Consider the following 17,880-nt stretch of genomic DNA (forward strand, 5'->3'; position numbering starts at 1 on the left):
AACCAGTGCGCTCACCATGTCTTCGGGGCGCACGTCTGCTCTTGGCCTTGCCGTCTGACCATCGAGCTCTTGCCCGCACGCGTGCCTTGATCCGAATCATCCCAGGATCGGCAACGTCACCATGGAAGCAGCCCTACCAACGGCATCAACGCGCCCGGCGAGACAAAAGAAAGCCGGGCCGAGATAGCGTTCCAGAGCGGCAGCGCTGCCTGCGATTCACCGCCTGAGCATGGCCGAAATGCCATGGCGGATAAAGGGAAGATATTGGGCAAAGCGAAGCCCTGCATGTCTTGCAAGCCGTGCCGCCGGGTGCTCGCCTGAGTAGAGAGCGACAAGTGCATTCGTAGCATGATAGAGCGGTGCCGCCGACAGACGCAGCCGGCTTTCGTATCTGCCGAGTATGTCGGGATCAGCAATGTCGCGGCGCTCGCGACATGCCGCCAGGATTCTATCGGCGAGTTGCTTCTGGCCACTGAGGCCGATGTTGAAGCCATGCGCGGTCACCGGGTGCATGCCGAGGGCAGCATCGCCGATCAGTGCCGCACTCGGAGCCCAGAACTTGTGCGCCCAGGTCGTGACCAGCGGATAGGCATGGCGGGTGCTTGCCAAGGTCATCTCTCCGAGGCGTCCTCGACACCGGCTCGTCGATTCCATGAGGAACAAATCGTCGTCGAGAGCAAGCAGTCTGTCGGCCTCGCTTGAGCGCAAAGTGAGAAGCAGCGACGACACGCCTTCCATGAGCGGCAACATCGCTATCGTCTGATGGTGATCGAACCATTCGACCGCGATCTGGTGATGGGCGCGCTCGTGCCTCACCCGGCAAATCAGCATGGAGTTGCCAAGCCGATTGATGTCGGCGCCAATGCCGAGCAGGTCGCGCGTCGCGGACAAACGCGAATCCGCTGCAACGAGCAGCCGAGCGGCCAATTGCCTGCCATCACAGAGCGTTATGACTGCTTCTTTGTGGCTGGTTGTTGCATTGACGACCGAGTGGCCGCACAGCAGCCGGGCATGATCCTGGAAGCGGACAATCTTGAACAGGGCGTCGCGGATCCGACAATTTGGGACCAGAATTCCGAGTGGTTCCCCAGATCCGCTGGGAGAATCGAAGCTCAGGGCGAAAGGGCTCGATCCGTTGAGCACGCGCGCGCCTTGTAGCGGTGATTTGTCCGAAGCGGGGATGGCATCCCAGGCGCCGAGCTCGCGAAGGATTCCAACCGATGCGTGGGTCAGCGCGATCTCGCGACCGTCGAAAGCCGGATTCGCCAGGCTTTCGAGCGACTGCCGTTCAACCACTGCCACCTTGAGTCGGCTCTGGGCAAGCGATGCGGCGAAGGAAAGTCCGACCGGCCCGGCTCCGACGACAATAACGTCGAATCTATCGACAGAGCCGGCCATCAGCGTGCGGCCATTGCGTCGGCTATCTGCGACGAAGGGCACTGGAACGCATCGCAATCGATCCACGGTTTGCGGCTCATCTCCCCAAGCGTCTCCACGCGACCTAACCGTCCGTTAGACATCCGTTCTCCGTTCAAAAATGCTCAATAAACCATGCCTATGAAGAGATAACCCTGATGTGGATCAACCAGGCTCGATAAACGCGGCAACGGCGGGTTCACGGTCGACTGGTCGATCGCCACGCCATGGTCTGGTCAGGTCATCATCGAATGGCCGGCTTCCCGTTCGGTGCGGCCCTTTCCTGGCCGAAAGTTCGGCAACGTATTCTGGCTGATCCGTTCGCACCCGTCGCGCGCCGAAAATCGGCATGACGCGAAGCAACCGCGGAAAATATTCGAGCGAGTCCTCGCATGGCAGGCTGGGTCAACTGCGTGGCTCGTCGCGGTCGATCAGGATCCGCTCGGCGGCGCCATCGAGATCTTCATATTGGCCGCTCCTCAAGGCCCACAGGAACCCCGCCAGCCCAAGCGCTCCGAGGAACAGGGCCACAGGTATGAGGTAGGCGAGCGTCGTCATGAGGATTGTGCCAGTGCGCCAATGTCGGAGCGCCTGTCATGTCGGGCATCTTGCACCGATGCATTTGACACGAAACCTTGCAGGCGTAGCGCATTGCCGATGACCAGGAGGGACGAGGCGGACATCGCGACCGCCGCGATCAGTGGCGTAACGTGCCCCAGAATGGCGACCGGCACGGCGATCCCATTGTAAACGATCGCGATGGCGATGTTCTGCCGGATCAGCCGTCCGGCCTTCCGCGAAATGTCTAAAGCAAGTGGGACCGCCAGAAGACTTTTACGCAGGAACACGAAATCCGCGGCGTTGCGCCCGATATCCGCCGCCGTGGCCGGAGCGATCGAAACGTGTGCGGCGCCCAATGCAGGCGTGTCGTTGAGCCCATCGCCGACCATCAGCACCTTGTGGCCAGTTCGGGTCAATGCTTCGATCTGTTCGACCTTCCCGGAGGGAAGCAACGCGGGAACGAAGCGCTCGACGCCCAGTGCTTCCGCCACCTCGCCGCAGGCAGCTTCTGTGTCGCCCGACAGCATCTCCACCGACACGCCGGCGCCGTTCAGTTGCTCGATGGCCGCCTTGGCATCGGCACGCAGCTCATCTTCGAAATCGAAAGTCGCGACAATGACCCCGTCCTTCGTCAGAACGGTTCCGCCATAGCCTTGTTTGCCTTCGCCGCCGGTCCGGCCTTTCAACTCACCCCATCCGCGGCGACCCAGCCGCCAGATACTGCCCTCGGCGATGGCTTCGATGCCGAAGCCCGGATGCTCGCTGACGGACGCGAGTTTCGGCTGGCCGGCAAAGGCTGCATTGCAAGCGATTGCCTTCGAAAAGGGATGGCGGGAATGCGCTGCCATCTCGGCCGCCATGGCGAGCATCGTCGGATCGATGGACGGCGCATTGATCAGCCTGGGCAGTCCCAGCGTAAGCGTGCCGGTTTTGTCGAACAATGCCGTGTCGATCCCGGCCAGGCGCTCCATGGCGGAGCCGTCCCTGACCATGACGCCGCTTTCAAACAGCCGCCGCGCAGCGACCACCTGCACGATCGGCACGGCGAGACCGAGCGCACACGGGCATGTAATGATCAAAACGGCGATCGCGATTATTATTGCCCGGTGCCAGTCGCCGGTCGCCGCCATCCAGCCGAGGAACGTCACAAAGGCGGTGAGGTGGACCACGGGGGCGTAGAGCGCGGAAACGCGATCGGCGATCCTGCGATGGCGGGCGCGGCCGCCCTCTGCCGCTTCCATCAGCCGAACCATTTCGGCCAGGAAGGAATCCTTCGCGGCGGCCGTCGCCTCGATGGTCAGTGGACGGTGAGATTGAGTGTACCGGCCTGGACCTGCGCCCCCGGGCCCACCGTTCTGGGCGTGCTTTCGCCGGAAACCAGGGAACAGTCGAGATCCGACGCCCCGCCAATGATCCTGCCGTCGATGGGCATCCTCTCGCCGGCCGCGATCAAGAGCTCCATTCCTGGTTCGATCTCGCCAACCGGCAAGTAGTCGCGCGAACCATCCTCGCGCAGCACCATGGCGCCGCGCGCCGCCAGCCGAGCCAGTCCGTTTACGGCCGTCCGAGCCCGTTCCCGCATCACGTGATCCAGCGTGCGGCCGATCAGCAGAAAGAACAGCAGCGACACCGACGCGTCGAAATAAGCATGGTCGCCATGGTTGATCGTTTCGTAGAGGCTCATGGCGTAAGCGAGCGATACCCCGACCGCGATCGGCACATCCATGTTCATGCGGCTGTGGCGCAGCGCATTCCAGGCCGAGCGAAAATAGATGCCGCCGGCGAAAGCGAGCACAGGAATGGCAATCAAGGCCGAGACCCAATGGAACAGGTCGCGGATCGCGCCTTGCGCGCCGGACCAGACGGAGACTGATAGCAGCATGATGTTGCCCGCCGCAAAGCCGGCGACCGCGACGGCGCGGATCAGTTCCGAGAGCGTCTTGTCCTTCCCGTCAGCCTCGGGATCGAACAGGTGCGCGCCATAGCCCAGCCGTCCAAGTGTGGCGACGAATGGCGGAACCTCCTCGCCGCGCCACCGGACCGAAACACGTTTCGTCGAAAGATTGACACGAGCGCCTTCGACGCGATCCAGCTTGCCGATCGCCGTCTCGATCGTCTGGATGCAGGCGGCACAATGCACAGCCGGCACCGAGAGGTCGGTCTGGCGAAGATTTTCGCCAATCGAGCGGCTCGCCAGGCTGATTTCCTGGCCAGAAGGCAGGACCAGTGTGACCTTTTCCAGGTCCAATGCCATTTCGGCGCCTGGCGCGCAGCAGCTCATTGCAGCGCCCCGCGGGAAATCACGATCCGGCGAACGTCGCGATAGGGTTCCGCAAGGCTCGCATCGGCGTCGATTTCGAAGATCCAGACGCCGTCCTTGGGCATGTGGTGCGCGGCGAATATCTGACCGGAGGCAGCGGCAAGAGTGACGGATTTGTCCTCTGCCTCGTAGGCGGGATGACGAAACAGCACCTTGACGCCATGCACGGCAACCGGCTTGCCGCCAGCATCGGTGAGGCTGTAGCGGACCTCACCGCCTGCGATGGTCAGTTTGCCAGTCCAGCCGAGGGCTGCCTGAGCTCGCCCTTGCTCGGCCTTTTTGTTGAATTGCTGGCTCGCCACATAGGTGTTTTCGACGACAAGGCCGGTCCAGCTCGTGTTGGCGAGCGTCGCCATCGTCAAATTGACCGCTATGACCACGCCGAAGAAGCCAAGGATGGTGAACAGCATATGCCTGCCGGTGAATTCGCAGGATTGTCGCGAGGTGTCGCTCATCTGGCGCTCTCCGGTGCGTTGAAAGTGGCCGTGTATTCGTCCGACTCGAACGTTGCCTTGTTTTCGACCCGGAACTTGAAGCTTTGCGCTGCACCCCGAACCTGATCTGCCGGCTGACGCACGAAAACCTTGAGCATCTTCAGCCGGTCGGGTTCGACCGGGATGGCGAAGGAGCGATCCGCCGGCAGGTCGATGCCGACAACGCTCATTTCGGCTCCATGCAGGCCCTGCATCGTGACAATGATCGTTCTTGGTTCGGGGATCATGTTGAGCAGCTTGACGGTGTAGCCGTTGCGGATCGAACCGTCGGACAGCGTCACGAACTGCGGGTTGCGATCGTGCAGGACATTCAATTCGAGCCGTTCGCGGGTCAGCAGCGAATAGAACAGCGCGAGACCGACTGCCGACCAGGCGCCCATGTAGATGAAGGTGCGCGGGCGAAAGATCTTGCGGATATGGAAACGGGCCACCTTGTCGGAGAACAGGCCGTCAGCGCTCCTGACCAGTGACGGGTTGACTGAACCGGAGCCGCCCGGGGTCGCCAGCATCATGTTGGCGTTGTAGTCGGCCAGCGTCGCATAGGAAATCAGTCCGCGCTCCCTGCCGAGCTTGTCCATGATACCGTCACAGGTATCGATGCAGAGCGCGCAGGTGATGCATTCAAGCTGCTGGCCATCACGAATGTCTATCCCCATCGGGCACACCGCGACACAGGCATTGCAGTCGACGCAGTCGCCGACGGGCTGCCCGGCGGCAAGGACCCTCTTGGCGTGACGCGAGCGCGGTTCGCCGCGCCAGTCATTATAGGTGACGGTGAGGGAATTCTCGTCGAGCATGACCGCCTGGATGCGCGGCCATGGGCACATGTAGGTGCAGACCTGCTCGCGCATCAGCCCGCCGAACGTATAGGTCGTCGCCGTCAGCACGGGCACGGTGATGTAGGCGACGGGGGCGGCGGTGCCGGTGAAGAGTTCCCAAAGCAGCGTCGGCGCATCGGCGAAATAGAAGATCCAGGCGCCGCCGGTCAGCACCCCTATGACCAGCCAAATGGCGTGTTTCGATGTTCGCAGCACGAGTTTGCGCGCAGTCCAGGGACCGGCGTCGAGCTTGATGCGCGCGTTGCGGTCGCCCTCGATGGCTCGCTCGACGACCAGAAACAGATCGACCCACACGGTCTGGGGGCACGTATAGCCGCACCAGGCCCGACCGACGGTGGATGTGATCAGGAAAAGGCCGATACCGGCCATGACCAGCAGGCCGGCGACGTAGTAGAATTCCTGCGGCCATATCTCGATGAAGAAGAAATAGAAGCGGCGGTTGGCAAGATCGACCAGCACGGCCTGGTCAGGGGCAAATGGCCCGCGATCCCACCGCAGCCAGGGCGTCAGGTAGTAGATCCCCAGCGTGATTGCCATCACCGACCACTTTAAGCGGCGGAAACTGCCGGAGGCCCGGTTCGGGAAGATCTTCTTGCGTGCGGCATAGAGCGGCTGACGGGTCTTGGCGGAGTTGACCGCATCGGCTTCGAGCCGTTCTATTTGCGTGTTATCGAGCACGAGAAGCTCCAGTCACCAGCGACGATTTCGCCGGAAGCCCGACCCATCGGTTTCTGGATGATGCCGAGGCCCGGCTCGCGCCGGGCCTCGTCGCTTGGCGGTTGGGGGGAGGACGAGAATAGGCTTGCGTTCCTATTCTCCGCCGCCAAGCGAATGGACATAGACCGCGAGTTCCTTGACCTTGATCTCGCCGAGACGCCCGATCCAGGCCGGCATGACGCCATGCCTCGGGGCGCGGACCTGCGCGGCGATGGCTGTTTCGCCAGACCCGTAAAGCCAGATCGCGTCGGTCAGGTCGGGTGCGCCGAGCTCCCTGTTGCCCTTTGCATTCTCACCATGACAGGCCGCACAATTCTCGGCGAAAACATTGGCGCCGAGTTCGATCAGGCTTGTGTCCTGAACAGGATCGGAGAGGCTTGCGACATAGGCGCCGACCTGCTTGATCTGATCCGTCGTGATGATGTCGCCAAAAGCAGGCATTTCCGACAGGCGCGTATCCGGGTCTGATGCGAAGCGGATGCCGTCCGCAATCGTCTGCTGGATCTGTTCGGCGTTGCCACCCCACAGCCAATCGTCGTCGTTTAGGTTGGGAAAACCCTTGGACCCTTGAGCGCCCGAGCCATGGCACTGCACGCAATTGACCTTGAACGCGGCGCCACCTGCGGCGACCGCGAATTCGCGTAGTGTATCGTCGGCAGTAATCTCGGAGACGGTCTTCGCCTGAATGGCAGCGACATATTTGCCCTTGGCCACTTCGGCCGCCGCCAGTTCATTCTTGACGTCTTTGCGGCTCGAATACCCCAGCACACCCCTGGTCGCGGAAGTCAGCATCGGCCATGCCGGATAGACGACGGTGTAGCCGATCGCCCAGGCAATGGTGATGTAGAAGGTGATGACCCACCAGCGCGGAAGCGGGTTGTTGAGTTCCTTGATGCCGTCCCACTCATGGCCGGTCGTCGAGATGCCCGAAACCTCGTCGATATGCTCGCTGCCCATGATCAGTCGTCCTTGAGAGGAATGTGAGCGGCTCTCTCGGCTTGCCTGCGGCTGCCGGGACGAAATGCAAAGGCAACGCATCCGAGGAAGAAAAGTGCCATGGCAAGCAGGCCCCAGCTGTCGGCAAACTCCCGCATGAAATTGTAGGTCATCGCCATTCTCCTCAGCGGTAACCGGCGGCTTCGTCATAGGTCCTGAAATCGACCAGCGTGCCGAGCATCTGGAGATAGGCGAGCAGCGCATCCATTTCGGTGACCTGCTGCGGATCGCCGTCGAAGTCCCCAACCTTGACTTTCGGATAGCGTCTCTCCAGGCCCGATGTGTCGGCATTCGCATCGGCCTGCGCCATGAGATCGGCATTGGCATGAGCGATCATGTCGTCTGAATAGGGCACACCGACACGGCTGTTGGCGATCAGATGCGTCGAGAAATCCTTCACCTCGATGGGCATGTCCTTCAGGAACGCGTAGCTCGGCATGATCGATTCCGGCACCACCGAACGCGGCTCGGTGAGATGCTGGACGTGCCATCCGTTCGAGTAGCGGTCGCCGACCCGGGCGAGATCCGGCCCGGTGCGCTTCGAGCCCCACTGGAACGGGTGGTCGTACATCGACTCGGCCGCCAGGCTGTAATGCCCATAGCGCTCGACCTCGTCACGGAACGGCCGGATCATCTGGCTATGGCAGAGGTAGCAGCCCTCGCGCACATAGATGTTGCGCCCCACCAGTTCGAGTGGCGAGTAAGGGCGCATGCCTTCAACCTTCTCGATCGTGTTGTCGAGGTAGAAGAGCGGTGCGATCTCGACGATGCCACCCACTGTGACCACGAGAAGTGATCCAATGAGCAGAAGCGTGGCGTTCTTCTCGATGACCGCGTGTCTGTCCATCAGGCCCATTTTCTGGCTCCTGATCGCACAGGCTGGAGGGCGGGGATGGAGCGCGGCATCGGATCCTCCTCGCGCTGGTAGCCGAGGATGGTCATGGCGATGTTCCAGGCCATGATGAGGGCGCCCGACAGATACATCGCGCCGCCGATGGCACGCATGATGTAGTAGGGATGCATGGCGGCGACGGTTTCGGCGAAGGAGTAGACCAGGAAGCCCTGCTCGTTGTATTCGCGCCACATCAGGCCCTGCATGACGCCGGAGACCCACATCACCGCGGCGTAAACGACGATCCCAAGCGTCGCCAGCCAGAAGTGCCAGTTGACGAGCCGCAGCGAATAAAGCCGGTCGCGGTTCCATAACGTCGGGACCATGAAATAAATCGGGCCGAACGAGATCATGCCAACCCATCCGAGCGCGCCCGAATGGACGTGACCGATGGTCCAGTCGGTGTAGTGCGAGAGCGAGTTGACGGCCTTGATTGACATCATCGGGCCTTCGAAAGTCGACATTCCGTAGAAGGCGATGGCCATGACCATCATACGGATGATCGGGTCGGTGCGCAGCTTGTCCCAGGCGCCCGAGAGCGTCATCACGCCGTTTATCATGCCGCCCCATGACGGCATCCACAGCATGATCGAGAACACCATGCCGAGCGTCTGGGCCCAGTCCGGCAGGGCGGTGTAGTGGAGGTGGTGCGGACCGGCCCAGATGTAGAGAAAGATCAAAGCCCAGAAGTGGATGATCGACAGCCGGTAGGAATAGACCGGTCGGTTGGCCTGCTTGGGCACGAAATAATACATCATCCCGAGGAAGCCGGCGGTGAGGAAGAAGCCGACGGCATTGTGGCCGTACCACCATTGCGTCAGGGCGTCCTGTACGCCGGAGAAGGCTGAATAGCTCTTGGAGCCCAGGAAGGAGACCGGCATCGACAGGTTGTTGATCACATGCAGCATCGCAATGGTCACGATGAAGGCAAGGTAGAACCAGTTGGCGACATAGATGTGCGGTTCCTTGCGCTTTAGAATCGTGCCGAGGAACAGGATGAGATAGGCGACCCAGACAATGGTCAGCCACAGGTCCACATACCATTCGGGCTCGGCGTATTCGCGGCTCTCGGTGATACCGAGCAGGTAGCCGGTTGCCGCCATGACGATGAACAACTGATAGCCCCAGAACACGAACCAGGCGAGATCGCCGCCGAACAGCCTGGCACGACAGGTCCGCTGCACGACATAAAGTGACGTGCAGATGAGTGCATTGCCGCCGAAGGCAAAAACCACGCCGGAAGTATGCAAAGGCCGCAGTCGGCCGAAATTGAACCAGGGCTGGATGTTGAGATCGGGGTAGGCGAGCTGCAGGGCGATGACCACGCCGACCAGCATGCCGACGACGCCCCAGAATACGGTGGCGATGGCGCCGTAGCGGATCGGCCCATCCATGTAAGCGGCGGGGTCGATCGGAACTGCCGGCTTGAACTCCGTGTTGCGCAATAGAATCGCAGTGAAGCCAGCCACGGCGAAGAACAAAACCCACATATGGCGGCGAAAAGGTTCATCTACGCCGAAGCCGGCAGCCAGCAGGGCCGCAAACGCAAACAGGCTTAGAAGGACGATCTCTGTGCCGAATTTCATCGCAAGCCCCGATTTCCAATTCCGGCGGGCGCCAAACCGCAGTGCCTTATTGCGCAGCCGTGGCCTGCTCGCCCTGATCCATGTCAGAGCCGCACGATTTTGCTTCGAGCAGCATCGAGTTCGGTGCGATCAGACTGCGGCGATCGAATGTGGAAGCGCAGCATCGGCCGCCACGCTTATGGACAGGCCCGGCGTCCCCGGTCGGGTCGGGTATGGAGGCGATCGCGGGCGTGTGGGGAAGCGCGCCTTCTGTGACGCTGGAAAGTAGGCCGATGCCTTGCCGAACGTCGATCGTTTCAATGCCTTGGGACAGCCAGCGCCAGCGTTACGCTGCCTTCGTGACATTCATGGTTCGGGGAGACGGCGATTTTCCCCTGCGTATGAGGCGTATTGACTTCGGCCGAGTGCGATCCTGCCTGGAACAGCCGGTTGCACGTCGAGCACGTCGAGGATGGATGCTTCTCCGACGAGTTGGCCGAAACGCACCTGGCTCATGCGATCGGATGGAGAGCGGGCTGTCGCTATGCGACTTCTTCTAACGCCCAACGCGAGCATGCCCTGCCCCGAACGAAGTAAGTGACGTAGGCCATGCAGCTTCGGTGTCATTCAAACGGCGGTTGCGCCTCGGCCGCCGCAGCGCCGTTCCAGCCGGCTCATGCTGTCCACGGTGATACGGCGGTTGTTCTCGATCCGAATCACGCCGTCCATTCTCAGGCTGGTCAGCTGACGGCTCACGGTCTCGTTTGTAATTCCAAGGAAATCAGAGATGTCGGCACGCGTCATCGGCAGCTCGAAGCACGCCGACCTGGCCGCCGGGTCAACACTGGAACCGATGTTCCGGGCGATCATGAGGAGAAAGCTCGCCACCTTCTCCGGTGCGGTCTTGCGCCCCAGAGTCACCATCCATTCGCGTGCCTCGTCGAGTTCGTTCAGCGCCTGCTTGAACAGGCGATGCACAAATTCCGGTGATTCCTTCATCAACCGTTCGATGGCCGCTCTCGGAAACGAGCATAGCGAGACAGCTGTTGCCGCTTCCGCATTGATCGCGCTTCTCATCTTGAAGGGCCGTCCCAGAAAATCCGGCGCGAACTGGAGACCGACGATCTGCTGGCGGCCGTCCGAAAGGCTCTTCGTGAGCTTCACCACGCCTGAAAGCACGTTTGAATAACAGTCGACCGCCTCGGCGTCGCCGATCAGTTCGACCCCCGGCTCGATATTGTGCCGCGACGACGTCTTGGCGAGCTGAGCCAAATGGTCTGGTTCGAGCGCACCACAGACACCGCGGTGCCGTGCCTCGCAAGACAGGCAAAGAACGGGAATGCCGGAACTGTGAATGTCCTGCCGTAATGTCATTCGATCGCTCTACCGGTCCAGTGCGGGCAGGATAGCAATCGACGGTAGAAAAATCCTTGCGGCAGTTTGTCCGTGCTGAACGTTGATCGAAATCAGGGCTTAGGCTCATCCAAGCATCCACAGTTCCGGCGACGCAAACACGGTGGACCACGACATGCGACTGGAGCTAGCTGCCAGACTTGGCGAGAACGTCCCGCGCTATACCAGTTATCCGACAGCGCCGCATTTTCATACCGGCATTGATGCTGCAATTTGTCGTGGCTGGCTGCAGGCGCTCAACGATGGCGATGAGATCTCGCTCTATCTGCACATCCCGTATTGCGACAAGCTTTGCTGGTTCTGCGCTTGCCATACCAAGCAGACACGCCACTACGAACCAGTGACCACATATCTGCGCTCACTGCATGCCGAGATCGCAACCGTCTCCAGTCTTGTCGCAGGCAAGGGCCGCGTGCGTGCCGTCCATTTCGGCGGCGGTTCGCCAACGATGCTCAAACCGGAGGATCTGGTGGCGCTGGGAACCGTCCTGCGCAACAGCTTCACCTTTCTCCCCGGTGCAATGATCAGCGTTGAGATCGAACCCAACGATATGGACGATGCCCGCCTCGATGCACTTGCCGAAATCGGCATGACAAGGGCGAGCCTCGGCGTCCAGGATTTCGACCCGAAGGTGCAGAAAGCGATCAACCGCGAGCAGAGCTTTCTGCAGACCAAGACAGTTGTTGATGGCGTTCGTTCGCGCGGCGTCGAATCCGTCAATCTCGATCTGCTCTACGGCCTGCCGCATCAGACCAGGGAGAGCGTCGCCTCCACGGTTGCACAGGCCCTGACCCTGGAACCGGATCGGATCGCGCTTTTTGGCTACGCCCATGTGCCGTGGTTCAAGAAACATCAGACGATGATCGACAAGGCCTGGTTGCCGGGTCCGGCGGAGCGGTTTGCCCAATCGCAATTGGCAGCGCGGGCGATCATGGACCAGGGATACGAAGCAATCGGGCTCGATCATTTCGCCAAGCCGGGCGATGCGCTGGCGCTTGCGGCACGCGCCGGGACTTTGCACCGGAACTTCCAAGGCTACACCGAGGACCGCTACGAGACATTGATCGGCCTCGGCCCATCGTCCATCAGCCAGTTTCGGCAAGGCTATGCACAGAACATGCCTTCGACCGCCGAGTATGGGCGCATGGTCGAGAACGGCGGGCTGGCTGCGGTCCGCGGCATTGCGCTTTCCGACGACGACCGTGTTCGCGGCTGGATCATCGAGCGATTGATGTGTGACTTCGCCTTCTCGGCGATTGAGCTGGTGGAGCGCTTTGGCGAAGCCGGCCAAAGACTTCTCCTCAAGGCGAGTTCCACGGCCCTCCAAGATCCTGCGCGGTTGCTTGAACTTGATGGTGACCGCTTCGTCGTGCCTGCGGAAAGCCGGCCCTTTGTCAGGAGCATCGCGGCAAAGTTCGACAAATATTTCGAAAGTGGAACGGCCAGGCACTCAGCGGCAGTCTGAGCACCGCAGAGGAACGGTCATGGTTCTCAGTCGATCGTGAACCGATTGCGCTACATTTTTCACTGTTGATCGGCGACCGTCGTGTCGAGACAGGATTCGGAGCGGACCAGACGCGTCTTGGTATAGCGACGATATCGTCCGGTCGTGCCTTCCGGCGCCGTATTCCATTTCGCAGTCCCTGAAGCGCCACGTCGAGTCCGGCCTCTTTTCTGTATCGGAAGCAGTCGACAATCGTCCTGGCCAGATCATGGTTGTCGGCCGACAGCTCCCTTCGGCCTTGCAACAAGAATCCGCAAGGACCGTGCCAGCTGCAGCAGGCGCCGCCGCATCGCACCACCACACTATCCACCCGTGGCTCGCGCTAACCTTTGATTGGTTCGCGCCAGGCCGACGCCCGTCGAAACCGAGCCTCGGCAACATTCCGAGTCGTAAGCGGCTGGCCACGCTCTTGGTGCCGGTGGCAGAAAGTCCGCAAGCACCCCGGCAGCGCCGTCAAGCGTGGGACAACCCGTCCACCCGAATATCCGCCGGCGCAGTTTCAGTGAAAAGCGGGCCTAGGCTAGACGGCTCTCTTGTTACCCCAGAGCATAACGTGCAGCTGCGGCAGCACACGGGCTTCGAACCACCTGTCGCGGGTCACGGCATCAACCAGCCACTCCATGCGCTTCAATATTCCGTCAAGGTCGACAGGAGCGTCTTCATTTGCGGGGCGTGGCGGCGTGTGATTGCCGGGTTGCAGATAGATCGGAAGTCGCGGAAATCTCGCAGCGGCGTCTTTCGCGTAGGCGTAGTCCCTTTCGTCGAAAACAATGAGCTTGAGCACGACTTGCGGCCTGCCTTGTGCCGCCTGGAGGCACGCCTCGAAAGCGGCCCAATCGGTCGTCATTTGGCTTGACGGCGGCTTTGGGCTGAGGACTAGCACGTCAAGGTCGGCAAACCAGTCCCTGGCCACCGAACCTTGGGTTTCCAGCGCAAAACGGTAACCTTCACCATGGCCTCGCTCGATGAGCGCGCCGAGCGGCTGGATGGCCGGATTGCCGCCTGACAGCGATACCATCAGCGGGCGGCCACCGGAAAGCGCAAGCACGTTTTGCCACACCGCGGCAATGGACATCATCTCCCATTCATGGCGGAATTGATTGTCCACCGCATGCAGGCTGTCGCACCAGGAACAGCGATAGTCACACCCGCCGGTTCTGACGAAGACCGTCGGCAAACCGATGAGCACGCCCTCGCCCTGGATCGTCGGCCCGAAAATCTCACTCACGCGGATTGCGGGATGCGTATCGGTCATGGCCGGTATTCCGCCCAGGTTTTCGGCGTTTCGCTCACCCGCACGGCCGAGGTTTCGGGCAGGCGTGCCTTGCACCATTCATAAAAATGTCTGGCCAGATATTCCGCCGTGACTTGCTCATGTCCCAGCACGTCGTTGAGATGTCGGTGGTCGAAGCTCTCGTCGATGTACCGTTTGAATGGCGCCAAATCGTGATAGTCGCGCACGAAGCCGTTCTCGTTCAGTCCATTCGCTGAAAGCTCCACTTCAACGATGTAGTTATGCCCGTGCAGGCGCGCACATTGGTGATCGGGTGGCAACGAGGTGAGCTGATGCGAGGCTGAGAAGTGGAATTCCTTGGTGATGCGGAACATTACGCGGTCCTCCTTCGCAGCGCATCGAGCCAGAAGTCGGAGTCCTCGTAGTCGGTGGGGTCCGGCTGCCCAGAGAGATGAAACGCCTCGCGCCGCTCGACACAGGTCCCGCACCTCCCGCAGTGACGCTCGGCGCCCTTGTAGCAGGACCAGGTCTGCGCAAATGGCGTGCCGTATGCTGCTCCATTCCTAACAATGTCCGCCTTCGTGAGATTCACATAGGGTGCATAAATGCGAATCTTCGCGTAGCCGTCGAGCGCGTGGTCCTGCATCATCTGGAAAGCGTCGATGAAGGCCGGACGGCAGTCGGGATAAATGAAATGATCCCCACCATGCACGGCCGTCGCCACCGCGTCAGCGTCATGCGCTGCGGCGAAGCCGAAGGCAATGGCCAACATGATGGCGTTCCGGTTCGGCACCACCGTGACCTTCATCGTGTCTTCGGCGTAGTGCCCGTCGGGCACGTCCACATTATCGGTCAGCGCGGAGCCGGAAAGGCCGCCGCCGATCTCGTGGATGTCGATGATGCGGTGCGGGACGCTCAGTCGCTCCGCACAAAGGGCGGCGAAGCCCAATTCCTTCCTATGCCGTTGGCCGTAATCGAAAGATAAGAGGCCGGCGAGTTCGTGCTCCGCTGCCACCTTGTGAGCAAGGGTGACGGAGTCCAATCCGCCGGAGCAGACGACGAGAGTCTTCATTGTTGGGTCCTTGTTTTAACCGGGTAGGCTGCGACCGGAGATTTCTCTGCGCTCCCAGTACTTCAGGAAATCCATTTTGTGAAGTGAACGGGGGACGAGTTTCATGCGCTGACGTGCCGCTGTGTGCAAGGCGCCCTCGCGGTGAGCCTGCAAGGAACACGGACTAGCGAAACGTCACGCTTCAGCGGAATGCTCAAAGGCGAGCGCACCGGAATATGCTCTGCAGGAGGTCCGGACCTTCGTAAACAAAGTTCTCGACGATCAAGCGCCCGGCGGTCCCGAGCTTCGAGGGACGCCACCGCGAGGGTTTCAGGTACAAGACGGCCCGAGGATGGGCTTGCCGCAAGAGAACGGACTTACCAGTGGGATGTTCAGCGACGCCGATGCAGATGTCTGGAATGATCACGACATCAATTGTCGCGGCAACTTTGGCTGGCCTGCTCCTCGGGTTCCGTAGATCCAGCGCATTCCGCTTCAGGATCGGTTCGAACCGGAGCACGCCCTCGGTCAATGGACTGACCGGCAAACCCTGAATGATCGGTCGTGAGCCGACATCTGTGAACAAGCGGTGTGGTCGATTGCTATCACCCATGTGTTGCGCGCAGGTACCTTATGGCAGTGGATGAACTGGATTTGATGGTTTTACGGCTGGCGGTCGAAAGCGTCCGCTCGCTCTCCTTAAGCTTCGCTGAAAAGGCCGCCGAGGTAGCCACCAGGAGCCGCGGCATCCTGCTTTTCGACGTGCGGGTCGACGGTGACGCGGAGGTCCAGCGGGTCGCAGCCATCCGATATCAGGGCGACCAGATCGGCGTGCTGGCGTTGGACAGACAGGGTCTTGTTACCCACCAGTGCATCGTCAACGGTACGTTCTCACATTTCACTACGCCCTTGGAGAACTGGCACAGCATGCCCCTGTCGATGCAGGCCAAGATCGATGCCAACGGCCATGCCAGTCTCTTCCTAGGGGCCTTGCGAAATGCCGGACATTTGCTGGGCAGCTAGCATTTGGCTAGAATGCATCTGTGAATTTTTGCATGCGCATCGCTGCCGCGGCGGTCGCGGCAAAGCGATCGCCGCGATGATGGCGATCAACGCGCGGGCGTTGCATCGATGCGCGATCGTTTAGACAGAGGTCTCCGCCTGGCATCGAGCAACAATGCACGGAGGACGCAAAGCGCAAATGCATCAAGTATTTGAAGGGACGAGCCCCTCGCGCAAATGGAGCTTGCGCTGCCGTTGTCATTCCATCGTGCCGCCGAACTCGGGGGCGTGACGATCGACCACGACGGCCTATTTTTTTGCAAAGCCGAATGTCCCGATTCCGAAGCCACGAAAAAACTCCGATCACAGCGAAGAATAGTAACAACACGGGCGACGCAAGCCGCCTTGCCGTAGCAGGGGAGGTGCTTGCGGTGCTCTCACCGACACGAGATCGCAAATGGCACATGGGTGAGCACCAGAACTGGCGACACCCATGGTGATCGGCTTGACTCGCTGGAGGAAGCACAAGGCTCAGCGGGCAGAGGCGCAAGCGACGGTCGGACACTGGCTGGCTGCTCGGGATCTGATCGAGGCGTAGTCGGACAAGGAAGCGTAGTGCCCTACCTCGATGTTCCTAGAAGCGCGCCGGCAGCCTGGCGGGGGGCTTGGGGTTAGACTGCCGGCGCACGCCACTCATGAAGAGCGGCCCCTTTTTGCTGTTCCGACACCCATAGTCAACCCGGCAGCGTCTGGATGCCCGCTGTGCTCTTTTCAGAGCGGCGCGCGATGCCGGCCATGTCTGGCCGATCCTGCCTAGTCTAGGATGGGGGGCCACTCTCGTCGGCCGAGTTGATGCTCCAGCCAGTATCGCCTTGCCGACCAGCATGAGTTCGCTGTTAGCAATCCATCGTCGCGAGCCGATGCTATCGTGCACGTGTCGCAGCACTCCGGGCGGCTATATCGCCTAAGACAGCATGACGAAGCGTTCCAACTTCCTGTTCGGCGAGCCCGTGTGCAGTTCCATCGGACAGTGGACGAGAATTCTCTTGGCGGTACTGCGCCAGAAGGCATTCGCGTCCAACGGAATCAAGCGACGACTATCAGCCGCAAACTTCACATCACAAGAGCGGTCTTCCACCCATTGCAGATTATCCGACTGATCAGGCGGCGTCCGATATGTCCGCCTCTGCCTCAAGAATTCCCACAGGTATGGACAGCGATCTTGCTATCCGATCCCGATAGCCCTTGTTGTACCTCACACCCCGCTCGATGTTTTGGATTTCCTCAGCGGCAAGCCCGCACGCCACCGCGAGGTCCTCGATTGAATACCCAAGGTGCTCACGATAAGCGCGGATGATGTGGGTCCCCTGCGACATAGCCGTCAAGACTGGCTCGGGAATGCGCGAATCCTTCATAAACATCTCCAAGAAGATGGGAGCGCCTGACAAATCGGGAGATTTCCTCCCCGAGCCTGGCGCACACCCAGCAAATCAAAAAAATGGACGTCCATTCGGCCGGACCGGCCTCATCCATGGAATGGGCCACTTGAAATTGGCAGCCGGGTCGGAATATGGCGGCTCACCTGCTTCTGATCAAGTTCTAAGAACCTGCCCACCCTGAGATGGCCTGATCGGCTGTAGCGCATTCGACCTGCGATCCTACACGACTCACTCTCGCCGATGGCTTTCTTGAACAGCAACTCGAACTCCCCCTGACGCCTCCAGTGGCTATTCGCGGCACCGTCCACCCAGCCTCGCGGACGCTGATACCTTCGACCAATTTCCACCGCCGATGCAGCGAAAGACGCGCTTGTGCTTGAATCACACATCGATCACCGCTGTTAACGAAATTTTTTAAGCCGCCGATGCTTGTTCGG

The 17,880-nt window shown here is 60.7% G+C and carries 15 protein-coding genes and 1 pseudogene; 2 read left to right on the plus strand and 14 right to left on the minus strand.

The window, feature by feature from the left end:
• Positions 1–216: 216 nt before the first annotated feature.
• The 10 genes and pseudogenes from ubiM to NKI29_RS24335 form a co-directional block, all read right to left on the minus strand.
• Entirely contained in the window at positions 217–1,398 is a 1,182-nt protein-coding gene (gene ubiM / locus NKI29_RS24290) for a 5-demethoxyubiquinol-8 5-hydroxylase UbiM (RefSeq protein WP_352610907.1), read from the minus strand.
• 423 nt (positions 1,399–1,821) lie between these two features.
• Positions 1,822–1,974, minus strand: coding sequence for a cbb3-type cytochrome oxidase assembly protein CcoS (gene ccoS / locus NKI29_RS24295; RefSeq protein ID WP_023679633.1), 153 nt, complete (start codon positions 1,972–1,974; stop codon positions 1,822–1,824).
• Positions 1,971–4,258 (minus strand): annotated as a pseudogene (locus NKI29_RS24300) (heavy metal translocating P-type ATPase). Before NKI29_RS24300 ends, ccoS begins: the two are co-directional and overlap by 4 nt.
• Positions 4,255–4,752, minus strand: a complete 498-nt coding sequence (locus NKI29_RS24305) for a FixH family protein (RefSeq protein WP_352750059.1) — start codon at positions 4,750–4,752, stop codon at positions 4,255–4,257. Before NKI29_RS24305 ends, NKI29_RS24300 begins: the two are co-directional and overlap by 4 nt.
• Positions 4,749–6,308, minus strand: coding sequence for a cytochrome c oxidase accessory protein CcoG (ccoG, locus tag NKI29_RS24310; protein WP_352750060.1), 1,560 nt, complete (start codon positions 6,306–6,308; stop codon positions 4,749–4,751). The genes NKI29_RS24305 and ccoG overlap by 4 nt, the downstream gene beginning before the upstream one ends.
• 132 nt (positions 6,309–6,440) lie before the next feature.
• A complete protein-coding gene (gene ccoP / locus NKI29_RS24315; protein WP_352642224.1) occupies positions 6,441–7,304 on the minus strand; it encodes a cytochrome-c oxidase, cbb3-type subunit III in 864 nt (287 codons plus the stop codon).
• 2 nt (positions 7,305–7,306) lie between these two features.
• Entirely contained in the window at positions 7,307–7,456 is a 150-nt protein-coding gene (locus NKI29_RS24320; protein ID WP_352457387.1) for a cbb3-type cytochrome c oxidase subunit 3, read from the minus strand.
• A gap of 11 nt (positions 7,457–7,467) precedes the next feature.
• Positions 7,468–8,199 carry a cytochrome-c oxidase, cbb3-type subunit II gene (gene ccoO, locus NKI29_RS24325; protein WP_352797419.1) on the minus strand — a complete coding sequence of 244 codons (732 nt, stop codon included), beginning with the start codon at positions 8,197–8,199 and terminating at the stop codon, positions 7,468–7,470.
• On the minus strand, positions 8,190–9,821 hold the full coding sequence (ccoN, locus tag NKI29_RS24330) for a cytochrome-c oxidase, cbb3-type subunit I (protein ID WP_352797421.1): 1,632 nt from the start codon (positions 9,819–9,821) through the stop codon (positions 8,190–8,192). Before ccoN ends, ccoO begins: the two co-directional genes overlap by 10 nt.
• Positions 9,822–10,427: 606 nt before the next feature.
• The gene (locus tag NKI29_RS24335) at positions 10,428–11,174 is read right to left on the minus strand and encodes a Crp/Fnr family transcriptional regulator (protein ID WP_352757217.1); all 747 of its coding nucleotides are present in this window, start codon (positions 11,172–11,174) and stop codon (positions 10,428–10,430) included.
• 154 nt (positions 11,175–11,328) lie between these two features.
• Here NKI29_RS24335 and hemN point away from each other — a divergent pair, with 154 nt between their 5' ends.
• Positions 11,329–12,678 (plus strand): oxygen-independent coproporphyrinogen III oxidase, encoded by a 1,350-nt coding sequence (hemN, locus tag NKI29_RS24340; protein ID WP_352797424.1) that lies wholly within the window; start codon positions 11,329–11,331, stop codon positions 12,676–12,678.
• A gap of 559 nt (positions 12,679–13,237) precedes the next feature.
• Here hemN and queE read toward each other — a convergent pair.
• The 3 genes from queE to queC are packed head-to-tail and all read right to left on the minus strand — an operon-like array spanning position 13,238 to position 15,023.
• Positions 13,238–13,972 carry a 7-carboxy-7-deazaguanine synthase QueE gene (gene queE, locus NKI29_RS24345; protein ID WP_352468486.1) on the minus strand — a complete coding sequence of 245 codons (735 nt, stop codon included), beginning with the start codon at positions 13,970–13,972 and terminating at the stop codon, positions 13,238–13,240.
• On the minus strand, positions 13,969–14,325 hold the full coding sequence (gene queD / locus NKI29_RS24350) for a 6-carboxytetrahydropterin synthase QueD (RefSeq protein ID WP_023679623.1): 357 nt from the start codon (positions 14,323–14,325) through the stop codon (positions 13,969–13,971). Before queD ends, queE begins: the two co-directional genes overlap by 4 nt.
• Positions 14,325–15,023 (minus strand): 7-cyano-7-deazaguanine synthase QueC, encoded by a 699-nt coding sequence (gene queC, locus NKI29_RS24355; protein ID WP_023679622.1) that lies wholly within the window; start codon positions 15,021–15,023, stop codon positions 14,325–14,327. Before queC ends, queD begins: the two co-directional genes overlap by 1 nt.
• A gap of 612 nt (positions 15,024–15,635) precedes the next feature.
• On the opposite strand from queC, the gene NKI29_RS24360 reads away from it, so the two are divergent.
• Complete coding sequence (locus tag NKI29_RS24360) at positions 15,636–16,025, plus strand: hypothetical protein (protein ID WP_023679620.1); 390 nt, start codon at positions 15,636–15,638, stop codon at positions 16,023–16,025.
• A 1,139-nt stretch (positions 16,026–17,164) separates the two neighbouring features.
• Here the strand turns inward: NKI29_RS24360 and NKI29_RS24365 are convergent.
• A complete protein-coding gene (locus NKI29_RS24365; RefSeq protein WP_031212627.1) occupies positions 17,165–17,419 on the minus strand; it encodes a helix-turn-helix domain-containing protein in 255 nt (84 codons plus the stop codon).
• Between the last annotated feature and the right edge of the window lie 461 nt (positions 17,420–17,880).

The organism is Mesorhizobium sp. M0678, from assembly GCF_040320505.1.
Taxonomy (GTDB): Bacteria; Pseudomonadota; Alphaproteobacteria; order Rhizobiales; family Rhizobiaceae; genus Mesorhizobium.

What these genes read in the sequence shown, in the direction of transcription:
- ubiM (WP_352610907.1), bottom strand. Translation starts at nt 1,398, where the DNA reads ATGGCCGGCTCTGTCGATAGATTCGACGTTATTGTCGTCGGAGCCGGG.
- ccoS (WP_023679633.1), bottom strand. Translation starts at nt 1,974, where the DNA reads ATGACGACGCTCGCCTACCTCATACCTGTGGCCCTGTTCCTCGGAGCG.
- NKI29_RS24305 (WP_352750059.1), bottom strand. Translation starts at nt 4,752, where the DNA reads ATGAGCGACACCTCGCGACAATCCTGCGAATTCACCGGCAGGCATATG.
- ccoP (WP_352642224.1), bottom strand. Translation starts at nt 7,304, where the DNA reads ATGGGCAGCGAGCATATCGACGAGGTTTCGGGCATCTCGACGACCGGC.
- NKI29_RS24320 (WP_352457387.1), bottom strand. Translation starts at nt 7,456, where the DNA reads ATGACCTACAATTTCATGCGGGAGTTTGCCGACAGCTGGGGCCTGCTT.
- ccoO (WP_352797419.1), bottom strand. Translation starts at nt 8,199, where the DNA reads ATGGGCCTGATGGACAGACACGCGGTCATCGAGAAGAACGCCACGCTT.
- ccoN (WP_352797421.1), bottom strand. Translation starts at nt 9,821, where the DNA reads ATGAAATTCGGCACAGAGATCGTCCTTCTAAGCCTGTTTGCGTTTGCG.
- NKI29_RS24335 (WP_352757217.1), bottom strand. Translation starts at nt 11,174, where the DNA reads ATGACATTACGGCAGGACATTCACAGTTCCGGCATTCCCGTTCTTTGC.
- hemN (WP_352797424.1), top strand. Translation starts at nt 11,329, where the DNA reads ATGCGACTGGAGCTAGCTGCCAGACTTGGCGAGAACGTCCCGCGCTAT.
- queE (WP_352468486.1), bottom strand. Translation starts at nt 13,972, where the DNA reads ATGACCGATACGCATCCCGCAATCCGCGTGAGTGAGATTTTCGGGCCG.
- queD (WP_023679623.1), bottom strand. Translation starts at nt 14,325, where the DNA reads ATGTTCCGCATCACCAAGGAATTCCACTTCTCAGCCTCGCATCAGCTC.
- queC (WP_023679622.1), bottom strand. Translation starts at nt 15,023, where the DNA reads ATGAAGACTCTCGTCGTCTGCTCCGGCGGATTGGACTCCGTCACCCTT.
- NKI29_RS24360 (WP_023679620.1), top strand. Translation starts at nt 15,636, where the DNA reads ATGGCAGTGGATGAACTGGATTTGATGGTTTTACGGCTGGCGGTCGAA.
- NKI29_RS24365 (WP_031212627.1), bottom strand. Translation starts at nt 17,419, where the DNA reads ATGAAGGATTCGCGCATTCCCGAGCCAGTCTTGACGGCTATGTCGCAG.